Source organism: Carboxylicivirga taeanensis, from assembly GCF_051851475.1.
GTDB classification, from domain to species: Bacteria; Bacteroidota; Bacteroidia; order Bacteroidales; family Marinilabiliaceae; genus Carboxylicivirga; species Carboxylicivirga taeanensis.
In genome coordinates, this window is record NZ_JBPUSJ010000009.1 from 150,396 (window position 1) to 168,853 (window position 18,458).

Here is an 18,458-nt window from a genome sequence, read left to right on the forward strand (position 1 = left end):
AATCCGTATCGAACAGGTAAAATTACCCATATTTCGGACCTTACTCTATCAAAGATTGCTATTTTTTAGTGGCAACTAATCTAACACATAAAAAGACCTAATGCTAATAATCTCCTGTTTCAATCCTAAAAACACCTACTAATAATTAGTTTACAGCCCTCAAAATCATTACTTTTGTTTGCTCTTAAAAAAGAGGCTGCCGATACACATAATGTATCATTTTGATGTTCAACCTATAATGATTTTAGACGAATGAATATTTCATACAACTGGCTAAAAAACTACCTCAATATTGATTTAGCACCGGAAAAGGTATCTGAAATTCTAACCGACTTAGGACTCGAGGTTGGTGGCATGGAAGAAGTTCAATCAGTTAAAGGTGGATTAGAAGGCCTGGTAATTGGTGAAGTTTTAACTTGCGAAAAGCACCCTAACGCCGATAAGTTAAGTGTTACTACCGTTAACATTGGAGCTAACGAACCATTACCTATTGTATGTGGTGCGCCCAATGTTGCAGCCGGTCAGAAAGTAGTGGTTGCCACGGTTGGTACGGTATTGTATAGCGGTGACGAAAGCTTTTCCATCAAAAAATCTAAAATCAGGGGCGAACAATCGATGGGCATGATTTGCGCCGAAGATGAGATTGGACTTGGTGCCAGCCACGATGGCATAATGGTGCTCCCCGAGGATACAGTGCCTGGCACCTTGGCAAAAGATTACTTCCAAATTGAAAACGACATCGCCATTGAAGTTGACCTTACGCCTAACCGCGTTGATGGGGCATCTCACTATGGGGTAGCACGCGATCTGGCCGCATATCTGAAGCAGCATCAGGATGATGTGGAGTTAAGCCTGCCGGCGGTGGATGCTTTCAAAGCCGACAACAACAGTTATCCGGTAAAAGTAACGGTTGAAAACACTGAAGCATGTCCGCGCTACTGTGGTGTAACAATCAGCGATGTAACAGTAAAAGAATCGCCCGAATGGTTACAGAACCGCTTAAAAGCAATTGGCCTGAACCCCATTAACAACATTGTTGATGTAACCAACTTTGTACTGCATGAATTGGGTCAACCACTGCACGCGTTTGATGGTGATCAGATAGCCGGCAACGAGGTGATTGTAAAAACATTGCCCGACGGGACCCTTTTTGAAACACTTGATGAGGAGAAACGTGAGCTGTCAGACAAAGACCTGATGATATGCAATGCTAACGAAGGCATGTGCATAGCTGGCGTTTTTGGAGGCATCAAAAGCGGCGTTAGTGAAAAAACGAATAAAGTATTTCTTGAGAGTGCCTATTTCAACCCTGTTTGGGTGCGAAAAACGGCGAAACGCCATACTCTAAGCACCGATGCCAGCTTCCGTTTTGAGCGAGGAGTTGACCCAAATATGACGGTGTACGCACTTAAACGAGCAGCTTTGCTAATCAAAGAAGTGGCAGGAGGCAGTATATCGAGTGAGGTTATTGACATCTACCCAACAAAGATTGAAAATTTCACGGTAGACGTGAGCTATCGCAACATTGCCAGACTGATTGGCAAGACACTTTCCAATGATACGATCAAAAACATTTTAAGTGCATTGGAGATTGAGATAATCAACGAAACTGAAGAAGGTCTGAAGTTATCGGTGCCGCCTTACCGTGTAGATGTGCAGCGCGAAGCCGATGTAGTTGAGGAAATACTGCGGGTATATGGCTACAACAACATAGAAATGCCTTCCACCGTAAACAGCACAATTGTATACTCGCAAAAGCCTGACGACCACAAATTAAAAAATCAATTGGCTAACCAGTTAATTGCCCAGGGTTTTTCGGAAATCATGTGTAATTCACTCACCAAAGCAGCTTACTACGAATCGCTGGAAAGCTACCCACGCCAAAGTGTTGTGGAACTGGCTAACCCGCTAAGCAACGATCTGAACGGCATGCGTCAAACATTGCTGTTTGGAGCTCTGGAGTCTATCGCTCACAATATTAACCGCCGCAACAGCGATTTAAAACTGTTTGAATTTGGCAATACTTACCATTTCAATACCGGTGGCGATAAAACAGATTTAAATAATTACAGTGAAGAGCAGCGACTGGCGCTATTTATGACAGGAAATAAGGCGGCAAGCAACTGGAACACTCCTGAGCAACAGGTTAGCTTCTTTGACCTTAAGAATCTGCTTGAGAATCTACTCCTGCGTCTTGGGCTCTCATTTGCCGACTTTAAAGAGGAAATGACGCAATCAGACCTGTTTACAGAAGGCATCAGCCTGATGCAGGGAGATAGTTCAGTCATTGATTTTGGCTTGGTTAACAGCAAACTGCTCAAATCATTTGATATTGACATGCCAGTTTATTTTGCTGAAATAAAATGGGACATTATCCTGAAGAAAAGCAGCAAGAAGACGGTAACCTATAAAGAAATATCTAAGTTCCCTGAGGTAAAAAGAGACTTGGCGCTCGTGCTTAATAAAGATGTTAAATTTGAGCAGGTAAAAGCCATTGCTCAAAAAACAGAAAAAAAATTACTGAAACGCATTTCACTGTTTGATGTATTTGAGGGAGAAAAGCTTGGTGCTGACAAGAAGTCATATGCGGTTAGCTTTATCCTTCAGGACGAAACTAAAACACTGAATGACAAGCAAATTGATAAGATTATGAATAAACTAATGAGCACATATGAAAAAGAATTAGGTGCTTTGATTAGAAAATAACATACTCGTTCATTTCGAACTGACTAAAAAAGGGTAGCGACAGTGTCGCTACCCTTTTTTAGTTAATCAATTCTATTCCTCTCTCTATTTATTTCAAAAAAAAGCTGCTCAACAATATTGAGCAGCCTATCTTATATTTTCACTACGACACTATTATTTGTCCGCCTTTAGCTTTTCAGCCATAGCAACACCCAGTTGCCAGCAAGCTTCATATTTATCTTCTTTCAAGGCATGCTTCTCTTCTACAGCCTCTGCGACCTCTTCCCACTTAAGAGTCTCAGCAATCTCGCGCAATTTTTTAACTGATGCACCCGCCCATGTAAACGAGCCTAAAACGCCATAGTAGTGATTAGTCACTCCCATGTGCTCCAGTTTAAGAGCCAACGCTTCCATATTAGGATGCAGTTCGTTACTGTATGTCGGGCTACCTAGAATTATACCTTTATATTTAAAAACATCGGAAATAATGTAGGATGGATGTGTCTTGCTTACGTCATAAACGCGCACATTTTTTATTCCGTTTTCTGCAATAGCTCGGGCAGTAACCTCAGCCATCTCCTCTGTGTTACCATACATAGATGCATAGGCTATCACTACACCTTCTTCGCCTTCATATTTACTCCACTGGTCATACATCTCCACCATTCGAGCTATATTTTCACGATAGATAGGTCCGTGAGACGGAGCAATCATACTGATATCTAAACCTTCGAGTTTCTGCAAAGCTTTCTGTACCGGATTGCCATATTTGCCAACAATATTAGAGTAGTAACGACGCATCTCGTCAGTATAGTGCTCAAAATCCAACTCATCATCAAAAATACCACCATCTAAGGTACCAAAACTACCAAATGCGTCTGATGAAAATAAAATACGATTACTTTCTTCAAAGCAGACCATTGACTCGGGCCAGTGCACCATCGGAACAGTATAGAAAGTCAGTTTATTTTTCCCTAAATCAATAGAATCGCCTTCTTTTACAATCTCAAAGCTCCCGGTAATTCCATAGTACCCCTCAATCATTGGAACAGTCTTTTTGTTACCAACAATTTTCATTTCAGGATACAGTTCTGTGAGAATACGAATAGCACCAGAATGATCCGGCTCCATATGGTTAACTACTAAATAATCAACCTTACGACCCTTTAGAATGGCTCTGACTTTAGCAATCCATTTTTCAAAATGACCAGCCTCAACAGTATCGATAATCGCTACTTTTTCATCGGCAATAACATAAGAGTTGTAGGATACTCCACGCTCGAGTGGCCACATATTTTCAAATAAATTTGTACGTCGATCGTTGACACCCACATAAAAAATATCTTCCGAGAGATTTACCGGTTTGTACATTTCTTGTTTGGTTTATGTTGTATGATATTTATTTCGGTATTTGAATGCGCAAAAATAGAAAAAGTTGCTGAGTAGAAAGAATAAAATGCACCTTATCTGATGATTAAATCATTGTTGAGCGCGGAAAAGCCGACACGAAAGTATCGGCTTTTATCCTTTTTACTGCCATGGTTATATGCGGCGTATCAGAAGCCACACATCATCATATTTGTCATACTCTGTGCGAATTGCACCAATTCGTTTACGAGCAGGATCTTCCTCGTTATAAGCCGATACAGACACGCGGTACAAGCCATTTTCATTTTCGAGCAAAACGGGCAGAAACCCCTCATTGAGCAGCTGACGCTTATAATTTTGAGCGTTTTCCAATACACGGAATGAGCCAATTATAACATAATATTTAAAAACTTCATGCTCTTGCTCATCAACCACTTTAACTTTTTCTTCCTTTACAACTATTTTCGACTCCTTTTTCTTAACAACCGGAGTGGTTTCTTCTTTAACATATGGGCTGTCACTATCATCAAAACTTGACGAACCGCCGTTGAGCGACGCACACGACATTACAAAAGCAGAAAGAACAGTTAGTGTTAAGATTTTTAATAATTGCATGTGTTTACTATTTTTAATGTTACTACCTATTAACAAAGCTGATGGCCTCATAAAATTGCTTTCTTTTGCGAAAATAGTGCCAATTTTCTTCTGTTGCCACTTCTTTTAAGTAATCTTCAAAAATGTTTGTAAAAATATTGGCAAATGTAAAATGCTCTGATTTTAAATAATCCGGTGAATGAATTGCTTTAATTCGCTGCATATACTTGTCAATGATTTCGTTATTATCAACATCGTTGCGATACTCGCCACTTTCAATTCCTTTTTCCAGATTATTGCGCAAATGCTGCTCAATAAGCATAAAGTTTTTGGCCTGACAACGCTTGTATAAATCCGGATTCATTTTAAGGACAAAGAGGTATTTAGCAGGCGATAGCTGCTCAAATCGCTCATAAATTTCCTGTCCGCTAATGATCATGCTATCAACGGCACTTCTTGAATCGTATTTATCAAAATCCATAACTTCACGAAGCTCATCGCTCTGCAGTTCAAGCAAATTAATCAAGAGTGCATCAGTTGTTGGTATCCATTTCAAAAAGTCTTCCTGCTGATAACTAAGAGCCTCAGCTATTTCTGACAGTTGCAATGTAGCTGGTAAACACACCTGAAGGTGGTCACGAATTGCCATCAGTAATTTACGTCTATCGGATTCCATAGTGCCTTTTTTATATGACATTCAATCGACATAAGGTAGGCAATTTATAGATAAAAAATCAAGCCTTTAACCCATCAACCACAAGTGAGTTGGCGGATATTATATTACCGATAGATGCGTTGTGCATTAAGGGCCCGACGAAACTTCGCTGCATTTATATTATGCTGTTTCAAGGTTTTGGCAAAATTATGGTAGCCCGAAAAGTCTTCTTTGGCACACATATATAAATAATCGTGCTGGGTATAATTCAAGACCGCCTCAATACCCGATACTGAGGGAATACGAATCGGTCCCGGAGGCAGACCTGCATAAATGTATGTATTGTATGGCGAATCAGTTTTTAAATCCTTGGATAAAACCCGTTGAATGCTAAAGTCACCCAAGGCATATTTTACAGTCGGGTCAGCCTGAAGACGTATATTTTTATTCAGTCGGTTAATGTACAACCCTGCCACCATTGGCTTTTCATCAGCTTTGATGGTTTCTTCATCCACAATAGCAGCCAGCGTGCTTACTTCTGTCGGTGTTAAGCCCGCCGCCTTAGCCTTCTGGCGCCGTTTTTCGGTCCAAAATTTATTGTGCTCACTATGCATCCGCTTAATAAAGCTTTCGGGCGTTGTATTCCACCAAAGCTCATAGGTATCAGGGATGAAAAGTGCGGGCGCCGTGGCCTTGTCAAAACCCAAATCTTTAAACAATTGCTCATTAGAAAGAGCAGCTAAAAAGCTCACACTGTCCGCTTCCAGATATTGGCTTACTTTACCGGCCAGTTCAGGCATTGTTCGGATGTTGTTAAAAGTAACTCTCACCGGCACCTGATTTCCGGAACGCAATGTGTTAACCAACTGATTGTTCGACCAATTATCAATCAACTTATACTTGCCTGGCTTAACGGCCGTGAAATTCTTTTTTTGTGCAACCCACTTAAAGGAGCTGGCATCTTTTAGGTAACCGCCATCTTCAAGAGCGACATAAACGTCTTCAAAATCAGAGCCGCTTGGAATATAGAAATACTCATGTCCTTCTTTAACTATCACATTAGGGTCGAATATTTTATTGTAAAACGAGCGCCCCAGCAGCAGAGCACCAAGAGTTACCAGAATAAGCAAATAGAACAGGCGTAAAAATAGCTTATTCGATCGGGCTTTTTTATTTCGTTGCTTAATAGACATAACTTTCTCTTAATGGTGTATATCAATTATTTACAAATCAAACAATATTGACTTCCGGTTCGATGGTGATGCCAAATTTATCAGCCACTTCACCAATAATTTTTTCTGCCAGCTGCATCACGTCATCCCCGCTGGCGCCTCCAATGTTAATGAGCACCAGTGCCTGTTTGTTATGAACAGCAGCCGGACCAAATGATTTCCCTTTCCATCCGGCCTGCTCTATCAACCAACCCGCCGGCACCTTAACAAGACTCGGCTCCATAGGATAACCGGGAATTGTTGGATATTGTTTCTGAAGAAGGGTGAACTGCTCATTGGCGATCACCGGATTTTTAAAAAAAGAACCGGCATTTCCATACTCATCAGGCTCGGGGAGCTTACTCTTCCGAATGTCAATAATCGCTGAGCGAAGGTTCTGCAGAGTAATTGCTCCTCTTTTCTGCACCTCCTCTTTAACAGGACCGTAATTGAGATTGTATGAAGCCTTTTTATTGAGCTTAAATACAACCGAAGTGATAATGGTTTTATGCTTTAAGTCTGCCTTGAAAATACTTTGCCGATAAGCAAACCGACACGCCTTATTGTCTAACTCAAAAGGCACAATGTCATCTATAAAATACCCTTTTACTGATTCGATACAGTCTTTTACTTCCACACCGTATGCTCCAATATTCTGAACAGGCGACGCACCAACATTTCCGGGAATGTATGACAAATTCTCAAGACCATACCATTGATTATCAATACAAAACTCAACAAACCGATCCCATTCCACCCCTGCTTCTGCCTCAAGCCAAACGTGTTCCTCGTCCTCTCTCACCACCTGTATGCTATCCATAACAGGGTGAATGACTAGCCCATCAAAATTGTTACGAAATAAAACGTTACTCCCCCCGCCCAAAATCAAATAATTCGGGCCTTTTTCTTTCAGGTAAACCAAAGCTTCTTGCACCTCATCTGCAGTCTGGCAAGCCAAAAAGTGGCTACACGTTACATCAAATCCAAAGGTGTTATAGGTTTTTAGATTAAAGTTTTGTTGTATTTGAATCATATTTTGAAGTTGAAAAGGCAAAGATAAAAGAATTACCAGAGAGGGAATTTTTGATTAAAAAAAATCGCAAAAAAAGGGAGCGCTACCAATGCCCTCCCAACTATTCTTATCAACTAAAAACTCGAATTACATACTAACATACTCCTCTTCTTTAACAGCTTTGCTTAACTCATCAATACTCGACTCCGGCTTGGGAGCGCTGTAATTTCTGTATTGCTGACTGTCATCATTTAGTTTTATCGAAGACGCTTCTTCAACTTTAAAGTACTTAATCAAATCGTCCAGCTCCGCTGCCTGGCTGGATAACTCTTCTGAGCTGCCCGCCATTTCTTCGGCTGACGTGGCGTTTTGCTGAGTGACCATACTAAACTGCTGAATGGCTGCATTAACCTGATTAACACCCTGTTCCTGCTCAATGCTGGCACTGGCTATTTCCTGTACCAAATTGGAAGTATTATTAATGTCAGGAATGATCTTCCTCAACAGCGAATTGGAACTTTCTGATATTTCAGCACCTGTTTTAGCAAGGCTGACAATTTCGCTGGCGGCTTCCTTACTTTTCTCAGCCAGTTTTCGTATTTCGGCAGCAACAACTGTAAATCCTCTGCCGCTATCGCCGGCACGAGCCGCTTCAACGGCAGCGTTTAACGCGAGTATATTTGTTTGTTGCGCAATCTCAACAATCACTTTAATTTTAGCATTAATATTAACCGACGCATTTACACTATTTTCCGAAGCCGCTGCTACATCACTCATAGCATCCGATGCTTTTTTCGACATCTTCATCGCTTGATGGGCATTGGCTGAGTTTTGTTGAATATTGGCGGTCATTTCTTCCATCGAGGAGGAAATTTCTTCGGCTGAAGCCGCCTGCTCGTTTACTCCACTGGAAATCTGCTGAGCACCAGCTGTTAGCTGCTGACTGGCTACAGCCAGATTATCAGAGCCTGTTTTGATATTTGTGATGATGCTTTGCAACTGCGTTGCCATATTCACCAAGGCACTGGCTAACTGCCCAATCTCATCCTTCTGTTCAATATCCACTTTTGCTGTTAAATCCCCTTTAGCCACAGTATTGGCAAAATGAAGTGATTTTTTAATGGGTTTAACCAGACTATCTGTAATAAAAAGTGCCAAACCTATGGCAAGTATAACTGCCACAATAATAAATATCATCACAACCGTTTGTGTCCCTTCGGCCTTACTCAGCATAACATTATCGGTGAGAATATATTTCTTGGATTCTTCAATGGTTTTATCGAAGAGCTGCCCCATTGTTTCCAAATGCGCCATTGTCTCATTCTGATAAATGTAATTGGCTTTATCCATCCCTTCCAGGTGTTCGGCACTCCATTGCCCCAATTGGTTCAACTCAGCCAGCACGCTTTCAGTATTTCGCATAATTGTGGCATTGAAATAATTACGCGCCCCCGCATTATCTCCTTTACGCTGCATGTTTTCGGCCACATAGATACTGGTATGTAACTTGTCGTGCTTCTCAACTATGCTATTAATAAACGTTTGGATATCGGGATGATCTTTTATCAACTGCCTGAGCTCATCGGAAGCCAGCCACTTACCAAAATTACATTGTGCAGGGTCTTTAGTCACATTTATGCTTCGGCTGTTTTTGATGAAGATGGCATCCTTTACCTTATTCATCCAATTAATATGGTCGAGCTCTGCTTGCTTTAGCTGCAGCGACAAATGCCAATCCATTTGCGTAAACGCATCTTCAACCTTAATGGCCGAAGCGTGCAGGTGTTTGTGAGGCTCTTCAAACTCATCAAAAAAAGATGTGAGTTCTGGTGCTAAACGCTGCGCCTCCGCACGACCATCTCCGTAATACCACTGACCAAAAGCACAAAGATGATGGTCGGTTTGCACATTCAGCTCTTTAACTGTATTATCCGTTAATAAGCGATTTACTTCTTTTGCCCAGATAAGGTGATCAACATATTTCCCTTCCAGATCGCTGCGCAGTTTATTGCCATCAATTGACTCAGAGGCATTATCTACAATTCCATTAATTCCCCAAATAGCCCACATGCCTGTTGCTAGCAATAAGGAAATAATTACACCAAAAGCAAGGAAAAACTTCTTACTTAGCTTTAAGTCATTCCATTTCATAGTTAAATCTTTTACGGTTATGTTAAAGATTCCCACATTTTCAAATCTATATTACGTAAATAATACAAGGCATGTTGTATTTTTTGATGAAATTTTGTTTTTATGTGTTAAAGAACTTATTGACATCCGCCAAGTACCTTATGAGCAAAATAAAAATACTACCAGTTAAGTTTCAGATGTTTCCATTAAGCAGCTATTGTTCTACCAAGCGCTCCCCTATTCACCAATGGGAATTCAGAGGCCGAAATCGCTTTGTTTAATTCCAAATATTTACTTTTGTGCTAAAATGGTATTATGGCAAACATTCGCGCTTGGGTTAGTGCTTTCAGACTACGAACACTCCCTCTGGCACTCTCAACAATAATAATGGGTGGCTTCTTAGCTCAGTTTTTTAATGTATTTAACTGGTCGATATTGCTTTTGGCTTCGATAACCACCTTGTTCTTACAGGTTTTATCAAACCTGGCCAACGATTATGGCGATACAATCAACGGGGCCGACCACGAGGGACGGCTGGGCCCACAACGCATGGTTCAATCCGGAACAATATCAGCAGCGAGCATGCGAGTGGCCATTGGCAGCTTCTCTGCCTTAGCCTTAGTATCAGGATTATTGCTAATTTTTTCGGCATTTAGAAATGCTCACAACTTTAAGAGCCTCCTGTTTGTGATGCTTGGCATAGCCTCTATTGTTGCCGCTATGAAATATACAATGGGCAAAAACCCTTATGGCTATAAAGGACGAGGCGACATTTTTGTATTAATATTTTTTGGCATCGTAGGAGTGGCCGGTTCCTTTTATTTACATGGCCAGTTATGGGAATGGACCGTTATCTTTCCAGCTCTGGCCGTTGGTGGATTAAGCACCGGCGTACTAAATCTTAATAACATGCGCGATGAGCAAAGTGATAAGCTGGCAAATAAAAACACACTCGTAGTACAAAATGGCTTGGTATGGGCAAAACGCTACCATTATGTTCTAATTATTGGCGCCTTGCTTCTTTCATTAGCCTTTGTAATTCTGAATGGCGCCCATGCATACAGATTCCTGTTTATATTAAGTATTCCCCTTTTCGTTCGGCACCTCATTGTTGTGCGTAAAGCTACCACAGCTGATGCCCTGGACCCTGAGTTAAAAAAATTAGCGCTATCAACGCTTGCGTTTGTACTACTGTTTGGCACAGGACTAATAATGTAATAGCCTAACTATGATGAAAGCCTGGTTAAAGAAACAAAACATGATGTTTAAGGAAGCCGGAGGCACCTCCAGAGGAATTCTTACATCAAAACCCAGCTGGTTTATAAAAGTACAGGATGCAGACGGTGCAGTTGGCATCGGTGAATGCTCAATTATTCCTGGCTTAAGCATTGATGATACACCAGAACTGGAGAATAAGATTAAACAGGTATGTCAAAACATTAACGATTACGTCACCAACTACCATTCGACCTTAAAAGATTTTCCTGCTCTGCGTTTCGCCTTGGAAACAGCCTTTATGGGTATTGAACAAGGCCACCCGTTCGAGTTGAGCCAAGGTGAATTCTGCAAAGGAAACCAGCCCATAATTATTAACGGCCTCATATGGATGGGCAATGCCAACACAATGCTATCACGGATAGAGGAAAAGCTACAGTCGGGCTTTTCATGTCTCAAATTAAAAGTGGGAGCTATTGACTTTGCCAGGGAGCTGGAGCTGCTTAAATTTATACGGGAACGCTACTCCGAAAATGAGTTGGAATTGCGCGTGGATGCCAATGGAGCCTTTTCACCAGGTGAGGCCTTGAGCAAGTTAGATGCTCTTGCGAAGTTTAAGTTACATTCGATTGAACAACCCATAAAAGCCGGTCAGCACGAAGCCATGTACCAGCTGTGCCGGCAGACGCCCTTGGCTATTGCACTGGATGAGGAGCTCATTGGACTGCACAGCACACAGGCCAAAGCAGCCCTTATTAATGACATCCAACCACAATACATCATCCTAAAACCAAGCCTAGTAGGTGGATTGAAAGCTGCTGATGAATGGATCACGGTTGCCGAAGACAATAATATACAGTGGTGGGCAACCTCTGCACTGGAAGCCAATGTGGGTCTCAACGCCATTGCGCATTGGGTGGCCACCAAAGACAATCCGCTCCGTCAGGGATTAGGTACCGGTCAGGTTTTTAGCAATAACGTCCTCTCGCCTTTGTATTTGAAAGGAGAAGGATTATATTATGATCCCAATAAATGCTGGGACACTATTTTCAATGACCATGAAGACGAACTCTAACCTCCATAAAACATATGACACTCTAACTGTTGAGGGACAGGTGTTGTCGGGCATTCAATCTATTATACGCTTTTCGGAGCACCTACTACGAACAGATAGTGAAGCCAACCACCACATTGGACAATTCCTTCAGGAATGGTTTGATGAACGTGAATTCATCAGCATCCAAACGTCGGGCAGTACAGGACAGCCCAAACGAATTGAAGTTAAGAAACAGGCGATGATTCACTCGGCCAAACGGACGATTGAATTTTTCGATCTCCAAAAAGGCAACAGCGCTTTGCTATGCCTATCGGCCAAGTATATTGCAGGTAAAATGATGTTGATACGAGCACTAGTGGGTGGCTTGAACCTCTTTTTGGGCGATGTTTCTGTTAATCCATTGCAAAACCACAACCAGTCAATTGACTTTGCAGCCATGGTGCCCATGCAGTTGCAAATTGCCCTAGCAAACTCCCCCTCAAAAATTAACGCCATTAAGAAACTCATTATTGGCGGAGGCAGTGTTCATCCTTCAACCACAAACCAGCTAAATAATTTGCAGACAGAAATATGGGAAACCTACGGAATGACCGAAACCGTTTCGCATATTGCGCTTCGCAACCTTAAAAATGATAATAATCTATTTAAGCTATTACCCGGCCTAAACATCGATGTTGATGAGCGGGGGTGCTTGTGCATATTGCCTTCAGATATTAATGAACAACTGTTATGTACCAACGATCTTGTTGAACAGGTCCATGCTAATGAATTTCGTATTTTAGGACGCTATGACAATATCATTAACTCTGGCGGCATTAAACTAATGCCCGAACGTATTGAGAGCAAACTCACCCCATACATCAGCCACAACTTTGCCATATCATGGAAAACGGATAGACTTCTGGGCCAAAAAGTCGTTTTAGTCATAGAAACCGATTTGCCCCTTCGCTTAAATGACTTTAACTTCTCAATGCTGTCAAAATATGAGGTACCTAAGGAGCTTATCACATTGCCACAGCTGCCACTTACTGAAACCGGAAAAATCCAGCGAGTAAAATTACACGAACTATTGTGCTGAAGCAGCCTTGCTCCCGCCAAAATGCTATATTTGTTGTTTGTATTTATTGAATTATCTGAAGAATGAGAAGGTACTTGATTGTTAGTTTATTAGGTATTTTAACGGCAGCATGTTTTAACCAGAGGCCACCTATTAGTTATTCCACTTTTAAAGAGCCATCTGATCCCGACCAAAAGAACCTGGAAATGTGGCAGGCTACCGGCCGTGGTTTGCACCTTTCGTTTGGCTCAAGGGACAGCAAGTACCCTAAAGGGAAAGTACCCATGCAGGCAGTAATTAAAGATAGACGCATCAATGCCTGGAAAGGCGAAAGCCTCTCTTTACAAGTGGTGCTGTGGAGTTCTTACGATGTGAAACAGGTGGAGTGCGAGTGGAGTGACTTTACGACCAAAGAAGGCAATACCATTGATAAAGAGATTATACAAACCCGATTTGTTCGTTACATCATGAGTGATGCGGCCTTTGTCAATGAGCAGTCTCAGAATTTGACGGACAGAGATTCCACCTTACTGCCCGATATGCTGGACGAATTACCGTGCATGGACATGGCTGAACAGACAGTAAGACCCCTTTGGATAACAATTAATGTACCTCATGATGCGGATGCCGGCCTCTACAAAACGGCTCTTAAAGTATACTCCAAAGAAAATCCGCCACAGGAACTGAGGCTAGAGCTTAATATTATTGATAAGCATTTACCAGCCCCGGAAGCATGGCGTTTTCAGACAAACATGTGCATCAACCCGTTAGCGGTGGCGCAGTGGCACGATACGCCTCTGTGGACAAAACAGCACTTTGATGCATTACAGCCATATATTGACTTAATGAAACGGGCCGGACAAAAAAACATAACTGCCTATCTTTTTGATCATAACAACGACACAAACACTCCTCTTGTCCAATGGGTGCAAAAAGCAGATGGCCGAATAAGTGCTGATTTTACCAATTTTGATCGCTGGATGAATTTCCTCTTAAACAATGGCATCACATCGCAAATTGACTGCTATGCCTATGAACCGGATATTGATAACAGCATCACATTTTGGAACCCAACTACCAACGAAAGGGTGACTAGAAACCTCTCAATGGAGAGTGACCAAAATATACTAAAAGAATGCTATAGCACAATCATCAACCACCTGACTCAAAACGGTTGGTTTGGCAAAACTGTTTTTGTGGTTAACGAAGGACAAACGGAGGAAGTTAGCAGTCTAAAAGAACTCCTCTTTTCAATTAACAACCAAATTAAGCTGGAGCTTTTGGCCCATGAATGGACAACCGGACTTCTAAAAGATGTGTATGCAGCCAATGTGCCATCTCAGTTCAGTAACTTAAAAGAATGGTTCAGAATCAGGCACCAGCAAGGGTACGAAACGTCTTATGAACTGGAAGCCTCCAGCAGCTTTCCGAACATCTTTTTACATTCTCCATCGGCCGAAGCAACCTGGTTTGGTTGGTATGCCGCAGCACAGGGAATTGATGGCATCCATATTGAAGAATTTAACAACTGGAACGTACATGCGCTCACCGAAGCGCGGCAAAAAAAACGCTCATCAGGCAGCAACTACCTCGTTTATCCCGGAGCCCGCAGCTCCATAAGGTTTGAGCGCCTGATTGAAGGCATACAGGATTTTGAAAAAATAATGCTGATCCGCGAGCAAGAGCAGGCTATTGATACAGAAGAAAGTCGTCAGAACCTTGATTTACTCGATGAAGTATTAAGTGATTTTGTGATTGATCGTATCCCACGCGAGAGTGCCAGCCAGATGATTTTCGATGGGCAAAGATTAATCTACCAGCTATCCGCTAACTAATGCAATAGCAACAAGTACATCACTGCAATAAACTTGTTCCGGATGAATTATGTCATTATTCTTTTGGTGCATCTTTGTTTTATTTGTGTCCTGATGAATTTCAGTGATAACTATAACATATGCACATCTCAAGATAATTTTTGCAATTAATATAAGCTTATGAAACTACTATCAACAATGCTATTAGGCCTGGTTTGTTTGTCGTTATCAGCGCAAGACCAAACAAAAGGCTATCAGTTTGAAACTATTTATGATTTAGAAGCAACAAGCGTGAAGGATCAACACCGCTCAGGAACGTGCTGGAGCTTCTCTGCTTTGGGTTTTTTCGAATCAGAAATGATTCGTATTGGCAAAGAGCCAAGCAACCTTTCTGAAATGTTTGTCGTGCGTCACTGCTATGCTGACAAAGCGGAAAAGTATGTGCGTCTGCATGGTTCACTTAATTTTGGTCCAGGTGGTGCCTTTCAGGATGTGGTGTATGTAATGAAAAAATACGGCATGGTGCCAGAGAGCGCCTATAATGGATTAGCATATGGCGAAGAATCTCACGTGCATGGTGAAATGGACGCAGTGCTAAAAAATTATGTTGACGCAGTTATCACCAATAAAAACAAAAAACTAAGTACAGCCTGGAAAAAAGGCTTTAACGGCGTTTTGGATGCCTATCTGGGCGAGGAGCCTGCATCATTTGAGGTAGAGGGTAAAACATACACGCCTCAAACCTATATGAAGGAGAAGGTAGGACTGGATATGGATGATTACATTCAGGTAAGCTCCTATACACACCACCCTACCTACGAATCGTTTATTATTGAGGTGCCCGATAACTGGTTGTGGGGCGAAGTGTACAATGTAACACTTGATGATTTGATGACTATTTTTGAGCACTCTCTCGAAAACGGATACACGATTGGTTGGGCGGCTGACGTGAGTGAGAAAGGATTCTCCCACACCAACGGGGTTGCCATTGTACCGGAAAGCGATGCTAAAGAAATGTCTGGATCAGAACGTTCTCGCTGGGAAACCATGTCGCGTGCCGACAGAAATAAAATGCTGTATAGCTTTGACAAGCCTGTAAAAGAAAAAGAAATTACTGCTGAAATGCGTCAGGAAGCGTTTGACAACTATCAAACAACCGATGACCATGGCATGCAAATTACCGGCATGGTGAAAGACCAAAACGGCACAAAGTATTTCAAAGTGAAAAACTCATGGAATACCAACAACAAGTACGATGGCTACTTCTATGCCTCAGAAGCTTTTGTGAAGTACAAAACAATGTCCATCATGATTAATAAAAATGCACTTACAAAAGAGTTGAAAAAGAAACTAGGTATTAAATAGTTTTTATAAGATATTAATAAAAAGGGTTGTCCGTTTTCATCCGGACAGCCCTTTTTTTTGTCTCACAGAAGGCAGCTCTCAGCTCCTAAATTTGAAACCATGCAGCACTAAAGGTTTACTTTCTAAACAGCTTTGAGTAAATTAGTCTTTTTTTTTTACAAACTTTAAATCACCTGCTATGAGACGCTTGTACATTATCTGCCTAACCCTTCTGGTTATGAGCATCAATTTCGACCTTAAAGCTGACGATGGCCCGGATGGGAAAGGGATTCGCGCTGGTTATCAAAACAGCATATTCATGCTCGATGGAAGTAAAGTTTTTGACGATCCCCTTAACGGCTTCTATGTAGGCTTTTTTAGAAGTAATAACATCGTGCCCTTGCTGAAGTGGGATTCAGGTATTGAATATTTCCAATTAGGTGGCAAAAGTGGCGATGAAGAACTAAAATTACACTATCTAAGCATCCCTCTTTCGTTAAAACTAAAGTTGGGTCCAGTGTACGCCTTAGGGGGCGTTAATGGAGCACTCAAGCTTGGTGGTTCCTCTGATACTAAAGAACCAGGAACCGATGTAAGCGATTTTTCTACTATAGATGCAGGAGCACATTTGGGCATTGGCTTTAAGTTTCTGATGCTTGGTGTTGAGGCCCGCTATACCTGGGGTCTGGTTAATCAAACCGATGCTGACTTTCGCTCAGAGTATCTGCAACTGGGAGCTGTTCTGTTTTTTTAAACCCAACAGCATAACTTAAAAAAAGCCCCTCAATTTCATATTGAAGGGCTTTCTTTGTTCCGTATTTTATTAATGCAGGTTGGCACTAATGATTTTCATAAACTCTTCCCGTGTAGCCAGATTCTTTTGAAAAGCTCCTGTAAAATCGGAGGTGGTTGTAACAGAATGCTGCTTTTGAACACCTCGCATCTGCATGCACATGTGCTGCGCTTCGATCACTACCGCCACTCCCAAAGGATTAAGTGTATTTTGAATACACTCCTTTATTTGCGTAGTTAAGCGCTCTTGCACCTGCAAGCGACGGGCAAATGCCTCCACTACTCTAGCCAGCTTGCTCAACCCGGTAATATGATGCCGGGGAATATAGGCCACATGCGCTTTACCAAAAAATGGCAGCATGTGATGCTCGCACATCGAATACAATTCAATATCCTTAACCACCACCATTTGCTGATAGTCTTCGCGAAACATAGCCGACTTGATAATTTCCTCAGGATCCATGTGGTAACCTTGCGTCAAAAACTGCATGGCTTTAGCAACGCGTAAAGGCGTCTTTTCTAAGCCTTCACGAGATGGATCTTCGCCTAACGATTCTATTATTTTATGATAATGCACAGACAGTTCATTGGTTGTGTCATCGTCATATGATTCAACTTTTGAATACCCTTTATTTCCGTTTAAAGTAAATTCCATTATGCGATTTTTGATAGAGCATACTCTTGCGAGCTGCAAAATTGCCTATTTTCTTTTAAATTATAACTGATTTTTATCTGAATTATATAATCATTTTGGTCCTTTATGGGATAGGGAGCGCTTTTTGCGTCCGTTGCTCGTATATACGCAGTATCAGCTCCAGCTCATTCCGATTGAGGGGCCTTGGGGTTATCTCCTGTATTTTCTGTTCATCCTGAGGCATAAATAAACGCATAAGTGCCAGGTTTTCGGAGGTTACACCCACTGTTTGGCTCGGTGGTATCTGAGTTTTATACACAGTACTCCAGGTGCGCTCCTGCAGCACCATGCGCTGATTCATCTCTGCGTCCATTTTTAATGGCGCCTGTGTCAGCGCCTGCCGGGTTGACGACCTCACATTGTTGGTGGCATAGGCCATCTCAGGAGTAATCACCAGCGGCATGGTTTTAGCTTCTAAAGAGAGGCGCTCGAAACGTGGAGTTACAATCACCTCACTAATCTGTATGGTATCGCGAGAAAGAAACACACCGAGAAGATAGTTTTTGTGTTTCAGAGAGTCATTAATTTGAATATAGGTGTCTTTAAACCCCATATATGAGAAACGAACAACTTCACCCTGATGCGCCCAAAACGAGAACTGCCCTCTCTCATCAGAAGCATAATCCTTCATTTCTAAATTAAATCGGGAATACGGCAAGATGGTAAGACTATCTTTTTCAAAAACGACACCGGTAATTTTTATTGAATCTTGCCTTTCCTCCTGGGCATGCAAACAAAAGGGAACCACAAGTAGCATTATAATGAGCCTAGCGATTTTCATAGTAACAAAAAATAGGTTAGTAATTATTACTCTTTCTATCTAACAAATT

15 protein-coding genes are annotated in these 18,458 nt (G+C 41.7%); 7 read left to right on the top strand and 8 right to left on the bottom strand.

The window, feature by feature from the left end; genetic code table 11:
- The first annotated feature begins 252 nt into the window (after positions 1-252).
- Positions 253-2,706, top strand: a complete 2,454-nt coding sequence (pheT, locus tag ACSX1H_RS13925) for a phenylalanine--tRNA ligase subunit beta (protein ID WP_439184794.1) — start codon at positions 253-255, stop codon at positions 2,704-2,706.
- 153 nt (positions 2,707-2,859) lie between these two features.
- On the opposite strand, the gene ACSX1H_RS13930 is transcribed toward pheT, so the two are convergent.
- The 6 genes from ACSX1H_RS13930 to ACSX1H_RS13955 form a co-directional block, all read right to left on the bottom strand.
- Positions 2,860-3,978: an FprA family A-type flavoprotein gene (locus ACSX1H_RS13930; RefSeq protein ID WP_439184795.1), complete on the bottom strand. Its 1,119-nt coding sequence runs from the start codon at positions 3,976-3,978 to the stop codon at positions 2,860-2,862.
- 249 nt (positions 3,979-4,227) lie between these two features.
- Complete coding sequence (locus ACSX1H_RS13935) at positions 4,228-4,668, bottom strand: SPOR domain-containing protein (RefSeq protein ID WP_439184796.1); 441 nt, start codon at positions 4,666-4,668, stop codon at positions 4,228-4,230.
- Positions 4,669-4,690: 22 nt separating this feature from the next.
- Entirely contained in the window at positions 4,691-5,323 is a 633-nt protein-coding gene (locus ACSX1H_RS13940) for a hypothetical protein (RefSeq protein ID WP_439184797.1), read from the bottom strand.
- A 104-nt stretch (positions 5,324-5,427) separates the two neighbouring features.
- Complete coding sequence (gene mltG, locus ACSX1H_RS13945) at positions 5,428-6,495, bottom strand: endolytic transglycosylase MltG (RefSeq protein WP_439184798.1); 1,068 nt, start codon at positions 6,493-6,495, stop codon at positions 5,428-5,430.
- A 37-nt stretch (positions 6,496-6,532) separates the two neighbouring features.
- Entirely contained in the window at positions 6,533-7,546 is a 1,014-nt protein-coding gene (gene murB, locus ACSX1H_RS13950; protein ID WP_439184799.1) for a UDP-N-acetylmuramate dehydrogenase, read from the bottom strand.
- 126 nt (positions 7,547-7,672) lie between these two features.
- Entirely contained in the window at positions 7,673-9,676 is a 2,004-nt protein-coding gene (locus ACSX1H_RS13955) for a methyl-accepting chemotaxis protein (RefSeq protein ID WP_439184800.1), read from the bottom strand.
- Between the two features lie 294 nt (positions 9,677-9,970).
- Here ACSX1H_RS13955 and menA point away from each other — a divergent pair, with 294 nt between their 5' ends.
- The 6 genes from menA (at position 9,971) to ACSX1H_RS13985 (ending at position 16,896) form a co-directional block, all read left to right on the top strand.
- Positions 9,971-10,873, top strand: coding sequence for a 1,4-dihydroxy-2-naphthoate octaprenyltransferase (gene menA, locus ACSX1H_RS13960; RefSeq protein ID WP_439184801.1), 903 nt, complete (start codon positions 9,971-9,973; stop codon positions 10,871-10,873).
- A gap of 10 nt (positions 10,874-10,883) precedes the next feature.
- Positions 10,884-11,945 (top strand): o-succinylbenzoate synthase, encoded by a 1,062-nt coding sequence (locus ACSX1H_RS13965; RefSeq protein WP_439184802.1) that lies wholly within the window; start codon positions 10,884-10,886, stop codon positions 11,943-11,945.
- Complete coding sequence (locus ACSX1H_RS13970) at positions 11,929-13,005, top strand: AMP-binding protein (RefSeq protein WP_439184803.1); 1,077 nt, start codon at positions 11,929-11,931, stop codon at positions 13,003-13,005. Before ACSX1H_RS13965 ends, ACSX1H_RS13970 begins: the two co-directional genes overlap by 17 nt.
- A gap of 62 nt (positions 13,006-13,067) precedes the next feature.
- Complete coding sequence (locus ACSX1H_RS13975; RefSeq protein ID WP_439184804.1) at positions 13,068-14,819, top strand: glycoside hydrolase domain-containing protein; 1,752 nt, start codon at positions 13,068-13,070, stop codon at positions 14,817-14,819.
- A 159-nt stretch (positions 14,820-14,978) separates the two neighbouring features.
- Positions 14,979-16,163 carry a C1 family peptidase gene (locus tag ACSX1H_RS13980; protein ID WP_439184806.1) on the top strand — a complete coding sequence of 395 codons (1,185 nt, stop codon included), beginning with the start codon at positions 14,979-14,981 and terminating at the stop codon, positions 16,161-16,163.
- A 178-nt stretch (positions 16,164-16,341) separates the two neighbouring features.
- On the top strand, positions 16,342-16,896 hold the full coding sequence (locus tag ACSX1H_RS13985) for an outer membrane beta-barrel protein (RefSeq protein WP_439184807.1): 555 nt from the start codon (positions 16,342-16,344) through the stop codon (positions 16,894-16,896).
- A gap of 69 nt (positions 16,897-16,965) precedes the next feature.
- Here the strand turns inward: ACSX1H_RS13985 and folE are convergent, their stop codons facing one another.
- Together folE and ACSX1H_RS13995 are read right to left on the bottom strand one after the other, a co-directional pair.
- Positions 16,966-17,589, bottom strand: a complete 624-nt coding sequence (gene folE, locus ACSX1H_RS13990) for a GTP cyclohydrolase I FolE (protein WP_439184809.1) — start codon at positions 17,587-17,589, stop codon at positions 16,966-16,968.
- Positions 17,590-17,692: 103 nt separating this feature from the next.
- Positions 17,693-18,409, bottom strand: a complete 717-nt coding sequence (locus ACSX1H_RS13995; protein WP_439184811.1) for a peptidase associated/transthyretin-like domain-containing protein — start codon at positions 18,407-18,409, stop codon at positions 17,693-17,695.
- Positions 18,410-18,458 lie beyond the last annotated feature (49 nt).

Excerpts from the sequence above, each read along its gene's own strand:
- ACSX1H_RS13955 (WP_439184800.1), bottom strand. The coding sequence starts at position 9,676 with ATGAAATGGAATGACTTAAAGCTAAGTAAGAAGTTTTTCCTTGCTTTT.
- ACSX1H_RS13940 (WP_439184797.1), bottom strand. The coding sequence starts at position 5,323 with ATGGAATCCGATAGACGTAAATTACTGATGGCAATTCGTGACCACCTT.
- murB (WP_439184799.1), bottom strand. The coding sequence starts at position 7,546 with ATGATTCAAATACAACAAAACTTTAATCTAAAAACCTATAACACCTTT.
- ACSX1H_RS13985 (WP_439184807.1), top strand. The coding sequence starts at position 16,342 with ATGAGACGCTTGTACATTATCTGCCTAACCCTTCTGGTTATGAGCATC.
- ACSX1H_RS13975 (WP_439184804.1), top strand. The coding sequence starts at position 13,068 with ATGAGAAGGTACTTGATTGTTAGTTTATTAGGTATTTTAACGGCAGCA.
- menA (WP_439184801.1), top strand. The coding sequence starts at position 9,971 with ATGGCAAACATTCGCGCTTGGGTTAGTGCTTTCAGACTACGAACACTC.
- mltG (WP_439184798.1), bottom strand. The coding sequence starts at position 6,495 with ATGTCTATTAAGCAACGAAATAAAAAAGCCCGATCGAATAAGCTATTT.
- pheT (WP_439184794.1), top strand. The coding sequence starts at position 253 with ATGAATATTTCATACAACTGGCTAAAAAACTACCTCAATATTGATTTA.
- ACSX1H_RS13930 (WP_439184795.1), bottom strand. The coding sequence starts at position 3,978 with ATGTGGCCACTCGAGCGTGGAGTATCCTACAACTCTTATGTTATTGCC.
- ACSX1H_RS13980 (WP_439184806.1), top strand. The coding sequence starts at position 14,979 with ATGAAACTACTATCAACAATGCTATTAGGCCTGGTTTGTTTGTCGTTA.
- ACSX1H_RS13995 (WP_439184811.1), bottom strand. The coding sequence starts at position 18,409 with ATGAAAATCGCTAGGCTCATTATAATGCTACTTGTGGTTCCCTTTTGT.
- ACSX1H_RS13970 (WP_439184803.1), top strand. The coding sequence starts at position 11,929 with ATGAAGACGAACTCTAACCTCCATAAAACATATGACACTCTAACTGTT.
- ACSX1H_RS13965 (WP_439184802.1), top strand. The coding sequence starts at position 10,884 with ATGATGAAAGCCTGGTTAAAGAAACAAAACATGATGTTTAAGGAAGCC.
- folE (WP_439184809.1), bottom strand. The coding sequence starts at position 17,589 with ATGGAATTTACTTTAAACGGAAATAAAGGGTATTCAAAAGTTGAATCA.
- ACSX1H_RS13935 (WP_439184796.1), bottom strand. The coding sequence starts at position 4,668 with ATGCAATTATTAAAAATCTTAACACTAACTGTTCTTTCTGCTTTTGTA.